Consider the following 17002-nt stretch of genomic DNA (forward strand, 5'->3'; position numbering starts at 1 on the left):
TTCGGGTTCGGCACAAGGCGTTAGCGCCAGTCGCCGCGCAGGGCCTGCACCATCTGCTGCAGCCCTTCCGGGGTGGCGGCCTCGGGCGGCACCGGCTCGCCCACCACCAGTTCCAGCCGGTTCAGGATGCCGCGCCGGAACGGCCGCGACATCGCCGGTGCCCCCTTGCGCGAAAAGAAGCTGCCCCACAGCCCGCGCAGCGCCATCGGCACCACCGGCACCGGCGTGCGCCGGATGATCTGCTGCACGCCCTGCCTGAACGGGTTGATCTCGCCGGTGGCGGTGATCTTGCCTTCGGGGAAGATGCAGACCAGATCCCCCTCGTCCAGCGCCTGCGCCACGCTGTCATAGGCACGCCTGAGCATGTCCGGATTCTCGTGCGCCGGCGCGATCGGGATAGCGCGGGCCTGGCGGAAGAACCACGACAGCAGCGGCACCCTGAAGATGTTGTGGTCCATCAGGAAGCGCACCGGGCGTGGGCTGCAGGCCATCAGCACCACCGCGTCGGCAAAGCTGACGTGGTTGCAGACCAGCACGGCCGGGCCGTCGGCGGGAATGCGCTCGGCATTGACGCGGCGCAGCCGGTAGAGGGTATGGACCAGGATCCACGCGATAAAGCGCAGCAGGAATTCCGGCACCAGCGAGTAGATGTAGACCGCCACCACCGCATTGAGCAGCCCCACCACCAGGAACAGCTGCGGGATGCTGTAGCCCGCCTGCGTCATCGCCACGCCCAGCAGCGACGCGGCAATCATGAAGAAGCTGTTCAGGATGTTGTTGGCGGCGATGATGCGGGCGCGGTGCGTGGGCGCGCTGCGGCTCTGGATCAGCGCGTACAGCGGCACGCTGTAGAAGCCGCCGAACATGGCCAGCAGGAACAGGTCCGCCAGCACGCGCCAGTGGCGCGGCTCGGCCAGGAAGCCGCCGATGCTGCTGAGCGCCACGGGTGCCTGCCCCTGGCTGGCAAAGTACAGGTCGACCGCGAACACCGTCATGCCGATCGAGCCGAACGGCACCAGGCCGATCTCGACATGGCGCCCGGACAAGCGCTCGCACAGCAATGAACCGGTGCCGATGCCCAGCGAGAACACCGCCAGCAGCAGCGTCACCACGTTCTGGTCGCCGCCCAGCACATCCTTGGCATAGCTGAAGAACGAGGTCAGGAAGGTGGCGCCCAGGAACCACAGCCACGAAATGCCGAGCAGGCTCAGGAATACCGTGCGGTTGCCACGCGCCAGCACCAGGTTGCGCCAGGTCTCGGAAAACGGGTTCCAGTTGATGCGCAGGTCCGGCTGCGGCGCCGGCGAAACCGGGATGCGGCCCGACACCAGCCGCCCCGCCACGGCGATCACCACGCACACCGCGCCCACGTACATCGGCCCCACGATGGTTCCGCCCTGCTGCAGCCCGGCCAGTTCGCCGCCGATCAGCGTCCCGATCAGGATCGCGACAAAGGTGCCCATCTCCACCATGCCGTTGCCGCCGACCAGTTCGCTTTCATCCAGGTGCTGCGGCAGGTAGGCAAACTTGACCGGCCCGAACAGCGTGGAATGCAGCCCCATCAGGAAGGTGCCGGCGTACAGCAGCGGCGCGCTGTGCCAGGCAAAGCCGGCCAGGCCCAGCACCATGATGGCGATTTCCAGCGACTTGACCAGCCGGATCAGGCGCGACTTCTCCAGCTTGTCGGCGATCTGCCCGCTGGTGGCGGAGAACAGCACGAACGGCGCGATAAAGATGGCCGAGATCAGGAAGGCCGCGCTGCGCGCGTCCACGCCCTCGAACAGCGCCGTGTGGTAGGTCACCAGCGAGGTGAAGGCGACCTTGAAGACGTTGTCGTTCATCGCCCCCAGGAACTGGGTCCAGAAGAACGGGGCGAAGCGGCGCAGGCCGAGCAGTCGGAACTGGCTGGGTTGGCTCATGGATGGGCCGGTCGGTCAGCGGACCGCCGCGGAAGTGGGAACGCCGGCAAGTTTGCCGGAGCCGGCGTCCGGCCGCCACCCCGCCACGGCCGCGCGGCGCCAACCGAGGGTATTTCCGAAGGAAGCTTCAGTCCGGGCGGCCCGGCGCCATCACTCGGCGCGCTCTTCCGGCCAGTCGCGGATATAGGCCTTGAGCATCTTGTTCTCGAAGCTCTGGTCCTCGACCACGGCCTTGGCGACGTCGTAGAAGGAGATCACGCCCATCAGCGTGCGGTTGTCGAGCACCGGCAGGTAGCGGGTGTGACGCTCCAGCATCATGCGGCGGACCTCGTTGACGTCGGTCTCCATGGTGCAGGTCAGCGGCGCATCGTCCATCACCTTGCGGATGCTGGTGCCACCGACGTTGCCATGATTGCGGGCGAGCGTCTCGATGATCTCGCGGAAGGTCAGCATGCCGACCAGGTCGCCGTATTCCATCACCACCAGCGAGCCGATATCGTGCTCGGCCATGGTGTGGACGGCTACCAGCAAGGAGGTGTCAGGCGTCACGGTATAGAGCGTATTGCCCTTGATCTGGAGGATGTCGCTGACTTTCATGTTGGTCTCCGCTGCCTGCGCTCAAACTGGGGCATCGCTCCGGCGGGGGGCACAGGAGGCGATACCGGTCACATTGTTATCTGTCTACGGGTGTGCGGGCGCGCGCTGCATCACGGCGCCCCGTTGGCCGATCCTAGCCCAAACCCGCCGTCAAAGTAAAGCAGGAGGCCGGTTTGCGGGCGTCGGCGCGCGCACGGTGCTACGATGCTGGCCGGAGACAACTCAAGGCCGACCGACCATGTCCGGAACCCGATTCGACACGCTGGCGCTGCACGCCGGCGCCGCGCCAGACCCCGCCACCGGGGCCCGCGCCACCCCCATCCACCTGACCACGTCCTTCGTGTTCCGCGACAGCGAGCACGCCGCGTCGCTGTTCAACATGGAGCGCGCGGGGCACGTCTATTCCCGTATTTCCAACCCCACCGTGGCCGTGCTGGAAGAGCGCATCGCCGCGCTGGAGAACGGCGCCGGCGCCGTCGCCACGGCCTCGGGCCAGGCCGCGCTGCACCTGGCGGTGGCCACGCTGATGGGCGCGGGCTCGCACGTGGTGGCCTCGTCGGCGCTGTACGGCGGCTCGCACAACCTGCTGCACTACACGCTGCGCCGCTTCGGCATCGAGACCACCTTCGTCAAGGCGCGCGACATCGACGCCTGGCGCGCCGCGATCCGGCCCAATACCCGGCTGCTGTTCGGCGAGACCCTGGGCAACCCGGGGCTGGACGTGCTGGACATCCCGACGCTGGCGCAACTGGGCCAGGATAACGGCATCCCGTTGCTGGTGGATTCCACCTTCACCACGCCCTACCTGCTGCGCCCGTTCGATCACGGCGCCGGCCTGCTCTACCACTCGGCCACCAAGTTCCTGGGCGGCCACGGCACCACCATCGGCGGCGTGCTGGTCGAAGGCGGCACTTTCGACTTCGAGGCCTCCGGGCGCTTCCCGGAGCTGTCCGAGCCGTACGAGGGCTTCCACAACATGGTGTTCACCGAGGAAAGCACGGTGGCGCCCTTCCTGCTGCGCGCGCGCCGCGAGGGCCTGCGCGACTTCGGCGCCTGCATGAACCCGATGGCCGCCTGGCAGCTGCTGCAGGGCGTTGAGACGCTGCCGCTGCGCATGAGCCGCCATGTCGACAACACCCGCAAGGTGGTGCAGTTCCTGGTCTCGCACCCGATGGTGGAGTCGGTGTCCTACCCGGAACTGGAATCGCACCCCGACTACGAACTGGCCAGGCGCCTGCTGCCGCGCGGCTGCGGCGCGGTGTTCAGCTTCAACCTGAAGGGCAACCGCGTGGCCGGCCAGCGCTTCATCGAGAGCATGTCGCTGTTCTCGCACCTGGCCAATGTGGGCGACGCGCGCTCGCTGGTGATCCACCCGGCCTCGACCACGCACTTCCGCATGGACGCGGCGGCGCTGCAGTCGGCAGGCATCACCGAGGGCACGATCCGGCTCTCGATCGGGCTGGAAGACCCGGATGACCTGATCGACGATCTCAAGCGCGGCCTGAAGGCGGCCGAGAAAGCCATGAGTGGCAAGGGAGGGCAAGCCTGATGGAACTGACCATTGCCGGCCAGACGGCCTACGCCTATACCGGCGGCAAACCCTTCGATCCCGCCCTGCCCTGTGCCGTGTTCGTCCACGGCGCGCAGAACGACCATAGCGTGTGGGCCCTGCAGACGCGCTGGTTTGCCAACCACGGCTTCTCGGTGCTGGCGGTGGACCTGCCGGGCCACAACCGCAGCAAGGGCGCGCCGCTGGCCACCGTCGAGGCCATGGCCGACTGGGTCATGGCGCTGGTGGCCGCCGCCGGCGTGAAGGCGCCGGCCTTCGTGTTCGGCCACAGCATGGGCTCGCTGATCGCGCTGGAATGCGCGGCGCGGCATGCGCAGGCGGTGCGCGGCATCGGCCTGCTGGCGACGGCCTACCCGATGAAGGTCTCGGACGCGCTGCTGGACGCCTCGCTCAACCGCGAGGGCGAGGCCATCGCCATGGTCAATACCTGGTCGCATTCGAGCCTGGCCAACAAGCCGTCTTCGCCCGGGCCGGGCGCGTGGATGCACGGCGGCAGCCAGCGGCTGATGGAGCGCGTGTCGCGCAACAACCCGCAGGCCCATGTGTTCCACAATGACTTCTCGGCCTGCAATGCCTACGCCCATGGCGAAGAGGCCGCGGCCGCAGTGGCCTGCCCGGCGCTCTTCATCACCGGCACCAAGGACATGATGACGTCGCCCAAGGCGGCCCAGGCGCTGGCCGGCAAGATGGCCAAGGCAAGCCTGGTCACGGTGCCGTGCGGCCACGCGCTGATGGGCGAACGCCCGGATGAAGTGCTGGACGCGCTGGCGGCCTTTGCGCGCAAGGTGGTCGCTGCCGGCTAAGCCTGGTCGCGGATGGCTGGCCAGCCACGCCGGCGGCCAGCCTCCCGACACCTCGGCGCAGAAGGTCTACACTGCACAAAACAAGACCTGCCGGAGACAGCCATGGCCCACGCCCGCGCGCGCGAGTTCGAGAACTTCGCGGCCTTCTATCCCTACTACCTGAGCGAACACCAGAACCGTACCTGCCGGCGCCTGCATTTTGCCGGGTCGACGGTAGCGTTGCTGTGCCTGGTGGCGCTGGTGGTTACCGGCAATGCATGGTGGCTGCTGGCCGCCGTGCTGGCAGGCTACGCCTTTGCCTGGGTCGGGCACTTTGGTTTCGAGAAGAACCGGCCGGCGACGTTCCGGCATCCGCTCTACAGCCTGATGGGAGACTGGGTGATGTATGCCGATATCTGGCGGGGCAGGATCCCGTTCTGAGCAACTTCACTGTCGCAGGGGGCGGACCTTACACCTGGCCATGCCAGCCCGGCGGCACCACTTCCAGCGTGCGCCGCTGGGGGTGGCTCCCCCCATCCCCTTCAGTCGGCGGCAGATCGGCCGGCTGCTGCCGGAACACCGCCTCCAGCGTCTGATCCAGCTGCGGATTGTCCAGGACCGACTTGAGCGCATCCGCCCCTTGCAGCTGCTGCGCCAGCGCGGTGCGCGGCAGCCGCGGCAGGTTCAGCACCAGCCGGTCATGCAGCGTGCGCAACGTCACCTGTGACGGATTGCACAGCAGTGCCCAATGGGCCTGACCACGCTCCTGCTGCAAGCGCCCGACCAGATGCATGGCCTTGAGCTTGCCCAGCAGGTCCGACAGGTAATCGGCCTCGACCCGCAGCTTGCGGCCCAGGTCCAGTTCGCCAACGCTGCGCGGCACCTCGTCGCGCGCGCGGTAGAGCAGTAGCAGCACGCCCAGCGCATCGAAGAACTCGCTGCCGGCAAAGGTGCGGCGGCGCCAGTAGCCCTGCCGGATCACCGGCAGGTTGGCGGCAATGGTCGCACCCAGCAGCGTCACCAGCCAGCTCAGGTAGATCCACAGCAGGAACAGCGGCAACGCGGCGAAGGTGCCGTAGACCGCGGTATAGGCCGGGATCTCGGTGATGAAATAGCCGAAGCCGCGCTTGGCGAACTCGAACGCGACCGCCGCCACCAGGCCGGCCACGATGGCATCGCGCCATTCGACATAGGCATTGGGCACCGCCGTGTACAGGAAGGCGAAGGCCAGCGCCGACAGTAGCACCGGCGTCGCGCCCACCAGCAGCCCCAGCCCCACCGGCATGGTGCCGACATAGCCCGCCGAGACCGAGATCAGGTAGGAGCTGATCGACAGGCTCGCGCCGATCAGCACCGGCCCGAAGGTCAGCACCGCCCAGAACACCAGCACCCGCTGCGCCAGCGGGCGGCGCTGCTTGACGCGCCAGATCGCGTTGAGCGCGTCTTCCACGGTCAGCATGGTCAGCACCGAGGTGACCATCAACCCGCCCAGGCCCATTGCGGTCAGCCCGCGCGCGCTCTTGGCGAACATGCCGAGGTAGCGCTGGATCGATTCACTGACGTTGCCGGGGATCAGGTTCTGGAACAGGAACGCCTCGATGGCGTTGCGGAAGTCGCGGAACACCGGGAACGCGGCCAGCAGCGCGAACGCCACCGTCAATACCGGCACTACTGCCAGCACGGTGGTGAAGGTCAGGCTGGCCGAGACCTGCGGCAGCCGGTCTTCGCCGGCGCGGCGCAGCGCATAGCGCGCCAGGGCGCGTACCTTCTGCAGGTTCCATTCCCGGCGCAGGCGGGCAACGCGGGGTCCGATCATGCGCAAACAACCTCCTGGATCTGGTTCTGACGGATAAACAGGCGGCCCGCGGCACCGGGGGCGCAAAGCCGATGGGAGATGGCGCGGGGGGCGCATCTATAATACGCGCATTGCTTCCGGCACCTTTCGCGCAACACCACCCCGCCACCGCCGGCCATCCCGCTCCATGACCGACATCCTCGTCCTGTATTACAGCCGCCACGGCAGCACCCGCAAACTAGCCGAACTGATTGCCAACGGTATCGACAGCGTCCCCGGCGCCCAGGCCCGGCTGCGCACGGTGCCGCCGGTTTCCACCGTGTGCGAGGCCACCGCGTCCGATATCCCGGCCGACGGCCCGCCCTATGCCGAGCTGCGCGACCTGGAGGAGTGCGCCGGCCTGGCCCTGGGCAGCCCCACCCGCTTCGGCAACATGGCCGCGCCGATGAAGTACTTCCTGGACGGCACCGTGGCGCAGTGGCTGTCGGGCACGCTGACCGGCAAGCCGGCCTGCGTCTTCACCGCCACCGGCAGCCTGCACGGCGGGCAGGAAACCACGCTGCTGTCGATGATGCTGCCGCTGCTGCACCACGGCATGCTGATCCTGGGCCTGCCATATTCCGAGAAGGGCCTGATGACCACGGCCTCGGGCGGCACACCCTACGGCCCCAGCCACCATGCCCACGGCGACAACCGCGGCCCGGTCACGGAAGACGAATCGGGACTGGCCATCGCCATGGGCCGGCGGCTGGCTCAGACCGCGCTGCGCCTGGCGGGAGGCGCGGCATGAGCCCCATCCCCGAGAGCGACCAGGCGCTGCACAGTCCCTGGCTGTACCGGTTCAGCGTGGGCAGCCTGCTGGCGCTGGTGGTGCTGTGCATCGCCTGGGAATGGTTCCTGGCGCCGCTGCGCCCTGGCGGATCGTGGCTGATCATCAAGTTCCTGCCGCTGCTGCTGCCGCTGCGCGGCGTGCTGACGCGCAACCGCTACACCATGCAGTGGTCGTCGATGCTGATCCTGCTGTTCTTCACCGAGGGCATCGTGCGCGCCACCAGCGACCGCGCGCCCTCGTCCACGCTGGCGTGGGTGGAGGTGGCGCTGACGCTGGTGTTCTTCACCAGCACCATCCTGTACCTGCGCCCCTACAAGCGCCGCGCCCGGGCGGCCGGCAAGCCGGCCGCGCCCAAGTCCTGACCCTCATTCCGCCGTCGCCATGACCTCGCCTCAAGACTCCTTCCTCGCACTGTGCCGCGCCGCGCTGGGTGCGCAGCACGTGCTGACCGATGCAGCCGACAAGGCACCCTACCTGACCGACTGGCGCAAGCGCTATCGCGGCGAAGCGCTGGCGGTGCTGCGCCCCGGCACCACCGAGGAGGTCGCGGAGGTGGTCCATGCCTGCCATGCGCACAAGATCGCGGTGGTGCCGCAAGGCGGCAACACCGGCCTGTGCGGCGGCGCCACGCCGGTGGCCGGGCAGGACCAGGTGGTGGTTTCGCTGCAGCGGCTGCACCGCATCCGCCAGGTCGATCCGCTCAACAACACCATCACGGTCGAGGCCGGCGTGGTGCTGCAGCACCTGCAAGAGGTGGCGCGCGAGCACGGCCGGCTGTTTCCGCTGAGCCTGGCGGCCGAAGGCAGCTGCACCATCGGCGGCAACCTGTCGACCAATGCCGGCGGCACCGCGGTGCTGCGCTACGGCAACACGCGTGAGCTGTGCCTGGGCCTGGAAGTGGTGACGCCGTCGGGCGAGATCTGGCACGGCCTGCGCGGGCTGCGCAAGGACAACACCGGCTACGACCTGCGCGACCTCTTTGTCGGCGCAGAAGGCACGCTCGGCATCATCACCGCGGCGGTGATGAAGCTGTTCCCGCTGCCGCGCGCCTCGGTCACCGCGCTGGCCGCGGTGCAGAGCCCGCGTGCCGCGCTGGCGCTGCTGGCCATCGCGCAGTCGCATGCGGGCGCCATGCTGACCGGGTTCGAGCTGATGTCCGCGCTCAGCATGACGCTGGTGACGCGGCACTTCCCGCAGCTGCGCTATCCGTTCGCAGACATCCACCCGCAGCTGGTGCTGCTGGAACTGTCCGACAGCGAAAGCGAAGCCCATGCGCGCGGCATCTTCGAGACCATGATGTCGGCCGCCTTCGATGCCGGCGTGGTCGCCGACGCGGTGGTGGCGGAATCGGTGCAGCAGTCGCGCGATTTCTGGAACCTGCGCGAGCATATCCCGCTGGCGCAGGTGGAAGACGGCAAGAACATCAAGCACGATATCGCCGTGCCGGTGTCGCGCGTGGCGGACTTCATCGAGACCACCGACGCGCTGCTGCAGAACGCCTTCCCCGGCGCGCGCATGGTGACCTTCGGCCACCTCGGCGACGGCAACCTGCACTACAACGTGTCGCCGCCGGAAGGCGTCGACCATGACGCCTTCTTGGCGCACCAGGACCAGGTCAACCGCATCGTGCACGACAGCGTGCGCTCGCATAACGGATCGATTTCCGCCGAGCACGGACTGGGCCAACTCAAGCGCGAGGAAAACCGGCTCTACAAGAGCGAAGTCGAACTGGCGATGATGCGCGCGATCAAGGGCGCACTCGATCCGCAGGGGCTGATGAATCCCGGCAAGGTGATCTGAGCGCGCCGCGCCATCATCGCGCCAGTGCCTCGCGGATATATGCCGCCACCGCCTCCAGCAACTGGTCGAGATGGCCGCGCAGCACGGCGAAGCCGCGGTGCTGCGCGAACCTTGCCTCGTCCATATAAAGCGCGCGGTTGATTTCGATCTGCAGGCTGTGGCGGCCGTGCGCCGGGTCCGCATAGGCACGGATCAGCTCCGCCCCCTTGTACGGCCAGTTGATGCCCACCCGGTAGCCGAAGCCGCGCAGGCACTGCGCCACCAGCTCGATAAACGCAGGCGAGCAGGTGGCGCCGTCGCCGTTGCTGATCACAAAGTCAGCCCGCTCCACGCCATTGTCCACGTTCATCGCATTGCCGCGCGATTTCATCGAATGGCAGTCGATATGCCACACCGCGCCCGAGCGCGCATGATGCTGCGCCAGCAGGCCGGACAGCGCGGCGTGATAGGGATCGTAGTAGGTCTTCAGCAGGTACTCCGCCATGTCCGGCGACAGCGGCGCGGCGTACACCGGCACGCCCGGCAGCGCCAGCCGGCGCAGCACGCCCATGCCGCGCCCGGACTTGTCGCTGGGCTGCACGGCATAAGGCATGGCGCCGTCGATCAGCGCGGGATCGATGTCATCGCGGGCGCGGTTGACGTCGACCATCCAGCGCGGGAAGCGCGCGCACAGCAGCGTGCCGCCCACTATCGGCGCATGCGCGAACAACTGGTCGACATAAGCGTCCCAGCCCGTCAGCAGGGCTTCGGGGGGCGCCGCCAGCGGCAGGGTCTCGGCATGCACCAGCCCGCTGTGCGGGGAGTCCACCACCAGCGGCAGCGCCGCGCCGGCCGGTTCAGTCAGCGAATAAGGAAGGGCCATTATCAGAATTTGTGCTGGATGCCGATGCCGACCGTGGTCACGGCGTCACCGGGCTTGTGCGAGTTGGGATCCTCGCGATCGAAGAAGACGTAGGGCATGGTGCGTTTGCTCAGGCTGTAGCCATAGCCGGCCTGCACCTTCTTGAGCCTGCCTTGCGGGTCGCGCTGTACTGCGCGCTCCATGTAGTTCACGGTGAGCTTGTGGGCGCCATAGGGCACGGTGAAGCCGACCAGCCAGTAAGGCACGTCGGTGCGGGTGGCGGCAGTGCCGGCGTAGCGGTCGCGCCCGTAGATGCCGTAGATATTGACCACGGTAAAGTTATACGACGCCGCGGCCTGCACCTTGTCGCGGAAATCATTGGCCACCAGCCCGCCGGCCTTGGCATCGCGCGAATAGCCCACGCCCGCGGCAAAGTTGCCGGCAGCGTAGTTAAGGCCAAGGTCGTACTGGCGGAAGTCGTCCTCGGCCCGCACCGGCGACCTGGCGTTGGGAGTGGCCGGATCGGGGCCCGCCAGGTTCACGCGCGCCCGTACTGAAAAGCCGCCGAACTCCGGCGTCGCGTAGCCCAGCGCGTTCGACACGCGGTTGCGCGCGTTCAGCACCTTGGTGCCGATGGCAGTGGCGCCCGCATCATGGATGGCGAAGTCGATGTTCTGCGTCACCTGCGAGTAGATCGGCGAACCCACGATCGTCGCCGAATCCAGCCGCCCCAGCGCGATCGCGCCGAAGCCGCCCTGCAGTCCGACAAAGGCATTGCGGAACTGCGGGTTGGTGGCCGTGCCGCTGTCGGCGGCAAAGCCCTGCTCCAGCCCGAACGCGGCGCGCAAGCCCCCGCCCAGGTCTTCGCTGCCGCGCATGCCCCAGCGCGAGGCGTTGTCGACCATCTGCGTGGCGCGGCCGTCCGGGCCCTTCTGGTATTCGATATCGGTGTCGAGGCGGCCGTACAGCGTCACCGATGCGTCGGCCGCGGCCGACAGCAGCGCCAGCGCGCCGCCGATGCAGGCGCGTGCGAGCGCACTCTTGGTCTGGATACCCTTCATGCTTCTGCTCCCTCTATTGTTGTGTGCCAACGCACAAGTCCCCCTAGGGTGATCCCAACTGCCGCGTTGTCTGTCCGCGCAGCGCGCACGCTCCCCGCCCGCCGCGCGCGCGGCGGGATGGCATCGATGCACAGGGGGGAGCGTGGGCCGGCCGGGCGGCAGCTATCTAGTCATTCAAGTGGCAGGCGGACAGCCGCCCACCGATATCGCGCAGCACCGGTACTTCGGCCGCGCAACGCGCGCTCGCATGCGGGCAGCGCGGATGGAAGGCGCAGCCCGTGGGCGGCGCCAGCGGGCTGGGCAGTTCGCCGCGGATCGGCTGGTGCGCTGGCGGGCTGGCGCCCAGGCGCGGCGCGTCGGCCAGCAGGGCACGGGTATAGGGATGGCTGGGCGCGCCGAACACGTCGCGCGCAGCGCCGCTCTCGACGATGCGGCCCAGGTACATGATCACCACGCGGTCCGACATATGCTCCACCACCGCCAGGTTGTGGCTGATGAAGACATAGGTCAGTTCGTGTTCGCGCCGCAGCTGCATGAACAGGTTGATGATCTGCGCCTGCACCGAGACGTCGAGCGCGGACACGGCCTCGTCGCAGATCAGCAGGCGCGGGCGCAGCGCCAGTGCGCGGGCAATGGCCACGCGCTGGCGCTGGCCGCCGGAGAACTCATGCGGAAAGCGCTCGGCGTAGCTGGGATCAAGCCCCACCTGCTGCAGCAGTTCGCCGGCGAACGACGCCGCGCGCGCACGCTTGACCATGCCGTGATAGACCGCGCCTTCGGTAATGGCCTGGCCGATGCGCAGCCGCGGGTTGAGCGAGGCATAGGGGTTCTGGAACACCATCTGCACGGCGCGGTGATAGCCGGCGGACGCGATATCGGCGCGCCTGCCTTCCCACGCAATCTCGCCGCCCGTCTGCGGCAGCAGCCCCGCCAGCATGCGGCCCAGCGTGGACTTGCCGCAGCCGGACTCGCCGACCACACCCAGCACCTCGCCCTTCTTCACCTGCAGCGAGACATCATTGACGGCATGCACCGCCTGCACTGGCTTGCCGGCCATGCGTCCCAGCAGGCCGGGCCTCATGGAGAAGCGTTTCTGCAGGTTGCGCGCTTCGAGCATGACTGTCATGCCACCTCCAGGGGATAAAAGCAGCGCAGCGTCCGGCCGCGCACGGTGGTTTCGGCGGGCGCCTGGCGGCATGCGTCCTGCGCGCGCTGGCAGCGCGGCGCAAAGGCGCAGCCCGGTGGCAGCGCGGCCAGCGCCGGGGCCGCGCCCGGAATCGCGCGCAGCGTTGCGCCGCGCATGGCCGGCGTGGGCAGGGAATCCAGCAACCCGCGCGTGTACGGATGCAGCGGCCGCTCAATCAGGTCGGCGACCGGGCCCTGCTCCACCACCCTGCCCGCGTACATCACGCAGACGCGGTCGACCAGGTCCTTGACCACGGCCAGGTCATGGCTGATCCAGATCGCGGCGGCACCGGTCTCGCGCACCAGCTGCTTCATCTCGTAGAGGATCTGCGCCTGGATGGTGACGTCCAGTGCGGTGGTGGGCTCATCGGCAATGATCAGGTCCGGGCGGTTGAGCAGCGCATTGGCGATTGCCACGCGCTGGCGCATGCCTCCCGACAGCTCATGCGGATAGGCGCGCATGCGCTGCTCCGGCGCCGGGATGCCCACGCGCGTGAGCGCGTCGACTGCCTGCGCGTGCGCTTGCGCGCGGGTGCGGCGGTGATGCACCAGCACGGTCTCGGCCAGCTGGTCGCCCACGCGCATCACCGGGTTGAGCGACATCATCGGATCCTGGAACACCATCGCGATGCGGTCGCCGCGCAGCGCCTGCCACTGGCGCGGCGAACACGCCAGCAGCTCCCGTCCCTTGAAGCGCACCGAACCGCCAGTGACACGCCCGGGCGGGTCCAGCAGGTTCATCAGCGAAAACGCCGTCACCGACTTGCCCGAGCCTGACTCGCCGACGATGCCGAGGATCTCGCCCGGCTCCAGCGCAAACGACACGCCATCCACCGCCTTCACGGCCCCGCGCGCGAGCGCGAAGCTGGTGCTCAGGCCGGTAACTTCCAGTAGTGCCATGCCGGGCTCCTTACCCTTCCAGCCGCGGATTGAGCACGCGGCGCAGGCGGTCGCCCACCAGGTTGATCGAGCCGATCAGCAGCACCAGGGCCACGCCCGGGAAGATGCTGATCCAGTACTTGTTCGACAGCATGTATTCGAAGCCATTGGCGATCAGCATGCCCAGCGACGGCTGCGTGCGTGGCAGCCCGATGCCGAGGAAGCTCATGGTGGCCTCCAGCGTGATCGCATGCGCGATCTGCAGCGTTCCGGTCACCACCAGCGGCGCCATGCAGTTGGGCAGGATATGGCGGAACATCACGCGCAGCGCCGGCAAGCCCTGGCCAAGCGCGGCCTCGACATATTCCTTGCGCCGCTCCACCTGAGCCGCGCCGCGCACGGTGCGGGCAAAGTAGGCCCACTGCACGATCACCAGCGCCAGAAGGGTCTTGTCCACGCCCTGCCCCAGCACCGCCAGCAGGATCAGCGCCACCAGCACCGCGGGCAGGCTCAGCTGCAGGTCGACCACGCGCATGACGGCGGCATCCGCCACCCCGCCGAAGTACGCCGCGGCCAGGCCCACGGCGCTGCCGACCATCAGCGCCACCACCGCGCTGATCACGCCCACGCCCACGCTGATACGGATGCCATAGAAGATGGCGCTGAGCAGGTCGCGCCCGGCGCCGTCGGTGCCCAGCCAGTAATGCGGCCGGCCTTCGTAGCCGACACTGCCCGGCGGCAGTTCGGAGTCGATCACCGACACCGTGGCGAGGTCATAGGGATTCTGGGGGCTGATCACATGGGCCAGCACGGCAACCAGCAGCAGCGCCACCAGCAGTGCCAGCGCGGCGGCGGAGACGCGGTTGGCGCAGAAGCGCCGCAGCAGCGAGGGCCGTGCCGCAGGCGGCGCGGCGGCAGGCGCCGGTTCCGCCGCGGCCGGCGCAAGCGCGGGCACGGCAGTGTCGGCTTCAGATACAGGCAGGGACATCGGTTCAGTCTCGTTCTTTTGGAGGGAGAAAAGCGGCAGCGGAGGCGGGATCTAGGCCGGCTTGTGCCGCAGGCGCGGGTCCAGCACCACGTAGAGCAGGTCGACCACCAGGTTCAGCACCACGAACAGCACCAGCGTGACCAGCAGGTAGGCCACCACCACCGGACGGTCCAGCGCCAGCACCGAATCGATGATCAGCTTGCCCATGCCAGGCCAGGAGAACACCGACTCGGTCACCACCGAGAACGCGATCAGGTGGCCGAACTCCAGGCCGACCACGGTGACGATCGGGATCAGCACATTGGGAACGACATGGCGCAGCACCAGCCGCGCGCCGCCCACGCCCTTGGCGCGGGCAAACTTGATGTACTCCTGACCGGCCACTTCGCGCGTGCCGGCCTCGGTGAGGCGCGCGACCAGCGAGATCTTGAACAGCGACAGCGTCAGCGCCGGCAGCAGCAGGAAGCGCATGCCTTCCCAACTGGTCACCGACAGCGGCATGCCCAGCACCGTGCTGACCGGCCCGCGCCCGCCCGAAGGCAGCCAGCCCAGGTTCACCGAGAACACCAGGATGCAGATCATGCCGATCCAGAAGGTCGGCATGATCACGCCGCCGAGCGAGCACGCCATCAGCATCCGCGCCAGCCGGCTATGCGGCTTGAGGCCCGCAAACACACCCATCGGGATGCCGATGCCCAGCGACAGCAGCAGCGCCGTCACGGCCAGTTCCAGCGTGGCCGGCACGCGGCTGACGATCAGCTCGATCGCCGGCCGGTTATAGATGAAGGAATCGCCCAGGTCGCCGTGCAGGGCGCCCTGCAGGAAGCGCAGGTATTGCTGCGGCATGGGCAGGTCCAGGCCGAGCGCGTGGCGCGCCTCGGTGATTTCCTGCTCGGTGGCGGTGGGGCTGACCAGCAGGTGCACCGGGTCGCCGATCAGGTTGACCGCGCAGAAGGTCAGCACCGACATGATCCACAGCACCGCAAGGCTCTGCAGCAGCCGTTTGAGAAGGGTTTCGAACATGATGATTAAAGGCGGGATAGTCCGTGGCGCGGGTCAGCGTTGCGGGGCGGCGGGCGGCGCCGGGCGGATATTGCTGGCATAGGTGAAGCCGTCGCTGCGCGGCTGCACCGCGAGCCCGTCGCGATAGGCCCACGCGGCGCGCAGGTGATGCAGCGGCACGATGCCCGCGTCGGCGGCCAGCTTCTCGGCCGCGCGCTGCTGCGCCTGGTCGCGCGGCGCCGGCGCCATGGTATGCATCGATTCCTCGATCAGCGCATCCACTGCCGCGTTGGCATAGCCGCTGCGGTTGTTGGCGCCCAGCCCGGCGGCCTTGTCCTGCGCATGCGCCACCGCCACCAGCGGCTCCAGCGAATCGCCGCTGACCGCGCCGATGCCGAGCAGGAAGACGCTGAATTCCGGCTTGCCGCCGTCGCCGCCCGAGGTGGCGCGGGTGATATAGACCGAATACGGCAGCGTGCGCACCTCGGTGCGGATGCCGGCGCGGGTCAGCATCTGCCCCACCGCCTCGCAGGTCTTGGCGTCGTTCAGATAGCGGTCGTTGGGGCAATGCAGCGTCAGGCGGAAGCCCTCGGGATAGCCAGCCTCGGCCAGCAGGCGGCGCACCCGCGCGGCATCGGCACGCGGCGCCGGCACGTTGGGGGCAAAGCCGAAGAAACCCTGCGGCACCATCTGCCCGGCCGGCACGGAATCGCCCCTGGTCACGCGCGCCGCGATCAGGTCGCGGTCGATGGCCAGGCTGATGGCCTGGCGCACCCGGGCATCGCGCAACGGATTGGCCGCCAGCGGCTGGCCGGCGTTGTCCTGCACATAAGGCGACACCGCGCGCGCCTGGTCCAGCTGCAGGTAGTTCAGCATGTACGAGGTCGCCGATACGGTGCGGATGCGGCCGTTGGTGCGCGCAAAGGCTTCGGCGATGCTGGCCGACGAGGCGTCGATCACATCCACCAGCCCCGACAGCAGCGCCGAGGCCCGCGCCGGCTCCTTCGGGATGAACTGGAACACCACCCGCTGCCACGGCTGCGGTCCGCCCCAGTAGCCCGGATTGCGCGCCAGCGTCAGCTGCTGGCCGTGCTCCCAGGCCACCAGCTTGTATGGGCCGGTGCCGATGCTGGCACTGCCATGGGCAAAGTCGGCCTCGCGCACGGCCTTGCCGAGCGAGCGCGGCAGCATCGCCACCATGCCGATGTTCTGCGGCAGCACCGGATTGGGCGAGCGCGTGCGCACGCGCAGCGTCAGCGGCCCCGTCACCTCTACCGCTGCAACCGACTTCAGGTAAGTGCGGAAGGTGCGCGCCCCCGGCAGCTTCATGGCGCGCTCGATCGAATAGCGTGCATCCTCGGCGGTGAATGGCTCACCGTTGCTGAAACGCACGCCCGGGCGCAGCTGGAATTCCCAGTTGCGGTCGTCCAGCTGGCGCCATGCCGTGGCCAGCTGGGGCACCGGGCGCAGCGCATTGTCCAGGCCGACCAGGGTCTCGTACACGTGGCCCCACAGGTTGCGGCCGGCGGCGTCCAGCACATGGGGATCGGCGGCGCTGATCTCGGCCTTGTAGCCGATGCGCAGGTCGGCGGCATGCGCGGCGTGGCCGGCCGCGAGCAGCGCGAAGGCAGCCAGGGCAGCGGCGATACGTGACGCCAGGTGGACAGCAAGGTGAGACATGGGGATCTGGTTCGTTTCTCGAAACAATGTTTCATTCAGTGATACCGCGTATCGAAGAATAAGACATCGAA

At 68.4% G+C, this 17002-nt stretch carries 16 protein-coding genes; 6 read left to right on the plus strand and 10 right to left on the minus strand.

The window, feature by feature from the left end:
- Nucleotides 1-20: 20 nt before the first annotated feature.
- Entirely contained in the window at nt 21-1919 is a 1899-nt protein-coding gene (locus tag C265_RS13275; protein ID WP_010813126.1) for an MFS transporter, read from the minus strand.
- A gap of 150 nt (nt 1920-2069) precedes the next feature.
- Nucleotides 2070-2516, minus strand: coding sequence for a CBS domain-containing protein (locus C265_RS13280; RefSeq protein WP_010813127.1), 447 nt, complete (start codon nt 2514-2516; stop codon nt 2070-2072).
- A gap of 238 nt (nt 2517-2754) precedes the next feature.
- On the opposite strand from C265_RS13280, the gene C265_RS13285 reads away from it, so the two are divergent.
- The 3 genes from C265_RS13285 (at nt 2755) to C265_RS13295 (ending at nt 5309) form a co-directional block, all read left to right on the plus strand.
- Nucleotides 2755-4065, plus strand: a complete 1311-nt coding sequence (locus C265_RS13285) for an O-acetylhomoserine aminocarboxypropyltransferase (RefSeq protein ID WP_010813128.1) — start codon at nt 2755-2757, stop codon at nt 4063-4065.
- Nucleotides 4065-4889, plus strand: a complete 825-nt coding sequence (locus C265_RS13290) for an alpha/beta fold hydrolase (protein WP_010813129.1) — start codon at nt 4065-4067, stop codon at nt 4887-4889. The genes C265_RS13285 and C265_RS13290 overlap by 1 nt, the downstream gene beginning before the upstream one ends.
- 102 nt (nt 4890-4991) lie before the next feature.
- Nucleotides 4992-5309 carry an Mpo1-like protein gene (locus C265_RS13295; RefSeq protein WP_010813130.1) on the plus strand — a complete coding sequence of 106 codons (318 nt, stop codon included), beginning with the start codon at nt 4992-4994 and terminating at the stop codon, nt 5307-5309.
- A gap of 28 nt (nt 5310-5337) precedes the next feature.
- Here the strand turns inward: C265_RS13295 and C265_RS13300 are convergent, their stop codons facing one another.
- Nucleotides 5338-6684, minus strand: a complete 1347-nt coding sequence (locus tag C265_RS13300; protein WP_010813131.1) for a YihY family inner membrane protein — start codon at nt 6682-6684, stop codon at nt 5338-5340.
- A gap of 166 nt (nt 6685-6850) precedes the next feature.
- Between C265_RS13300 and wrbA the strand changes: the two genes are divergently transcribed.
- The 3 genes from wrbA to C265_RS13315 are packed head-to-tail and all read left to right on the plus strand — an operon-like array spanning nt 6851 to nt 9295.
- A complete protein-coding gene (gene wrbA, locus C265_RS13305) occupies nt 6851-7453 on the plus strand; it encodes an NAD(P)H:quinone oxidoreductase (RefSeq protein ID WP_010813132.1) in 603 nt (200 codons plus the stop codon).
- The gene (locus C265_RS13310) at nt 7450-7857 is read left to right on the plus strand and encodes a DUF2069 domain-containing protein (RefSeq protein WP_010813133.1); all 408 of its coding nucleotides are present in this window, start codon (nt 7450-7452) and stop codon (nt 7855-7857) included. Before wrbA ends, C265_RS13310 begins: the two co-directional genes overlap by 4 nt.
- 19 nt (nt 7858-7876) lie before the next feature.
- A complete protein-coding gene (locus tag C265_RS13315; RefSeq protein WP_010813134.1) occupies nt 7877-9295 on the plus strand; it encodes an FAD-binding oxidoreductase in 1419 nt (472 codons plus the stop codon).
- 13 nt (nt 9296-9308) lie between these two features.
- Here the strand turns inward: C265_RS13315 and C265_RS13320 are convergent, their stop codons facing one another.
- The 7 genes from C265_RS13320 to C265_RS13350 form a co-directional block, all read right to left on the minus strand.
- Nucleotides 9309-10157, minus strand: a complete 849-nt coding sequence (locus C265_RS13320) for an N-formylglutamate amidohydrolase (protein ID WP_010813135.1) — start codon at nt 10155-10157, stop codon at nt 9309-9311.
- A gap of 2 nt (nt 10158-10159) precedes the next feature.
- Complete coding sequence (locus C265_RS13325; protein WP_010813136.1) at nt 10160-11197, minus strand: porin; 1038 nt, start codon at nt 11195-11197, stop codon at nt 10160-10162.
- A 166-nt stretch (nt 11198-11363) separates the two neighbouring features.
- Nucleotides 11364-12323 carry an ABC transporter ATP-binding protein gene (locus tag C265_RS13330; RefSeq protein ID WP_037024305.1) on the minus strand — a complete coding sequence of 320 codons (960 nt, stop codon included), beginning with the start codon at nt 12321-12323 and terminating at the stop codon, nt 11364-11366.
- Nucleotides 12320-13282 (minus strand): ABC transporter ATP-binding protein, encoded by a 963-nt coding sequence (locus C265_RS13335; RefSeq protein ID WP_010813138.1) that lies wholly within the window; start codon nt 13280-13282, stop codon nt 12320-12322. Before C265_RS13335 ends, C265_RS13330 begins: the two co-directional genes overlap by 4 nt.
- Before the next feature lie 10 nt (nt 13283-13292).
- Nucleotides 13293-14249: an ABC transporter permease gene (locus C265_RS13340; protein WP_010813139.1), complete on the minus strand. Its 957-nt coding sequence runs from the start codon at nt 14247-14249 to the stop codon at nt 13293-13295.
- Nucleotides 14250-14300: 51 nt separating this feature from the next.
- Entirely contained in the window at nt 14301-15272 is a 972-nt protein-coding gene (locus C265_RS13345; RefSeq protein WP_010813140.1) for an ABC transporter permease, read from the minus strand.
- 33 nt (nt 15273-15305) lie between these two features.
- Nucleotides 15306-16931: an ABC transporter substrate-binding protein gene (locus tag C265_RS13350; protein ID WP_010813141.1), complete on the minus strand. Its 1626-nt coding sequence runs from the start codon at nt 16929-16931 to the stop codon at nt 15306-15308.
- Nucleotides 16932-17002 lie beyond the last annotated feature (71 nt).

It is taken from the genome of Cupriavidus sp. GA3-3 (assembly GCF_000389805.1).
Classification (GTDB): Bacteria; Pseudomonadota; Gammaproteobacteria; order Burkholderiales; family Burkholderiaceae; genus Cupriavidus; species Cupriavidus necator_D.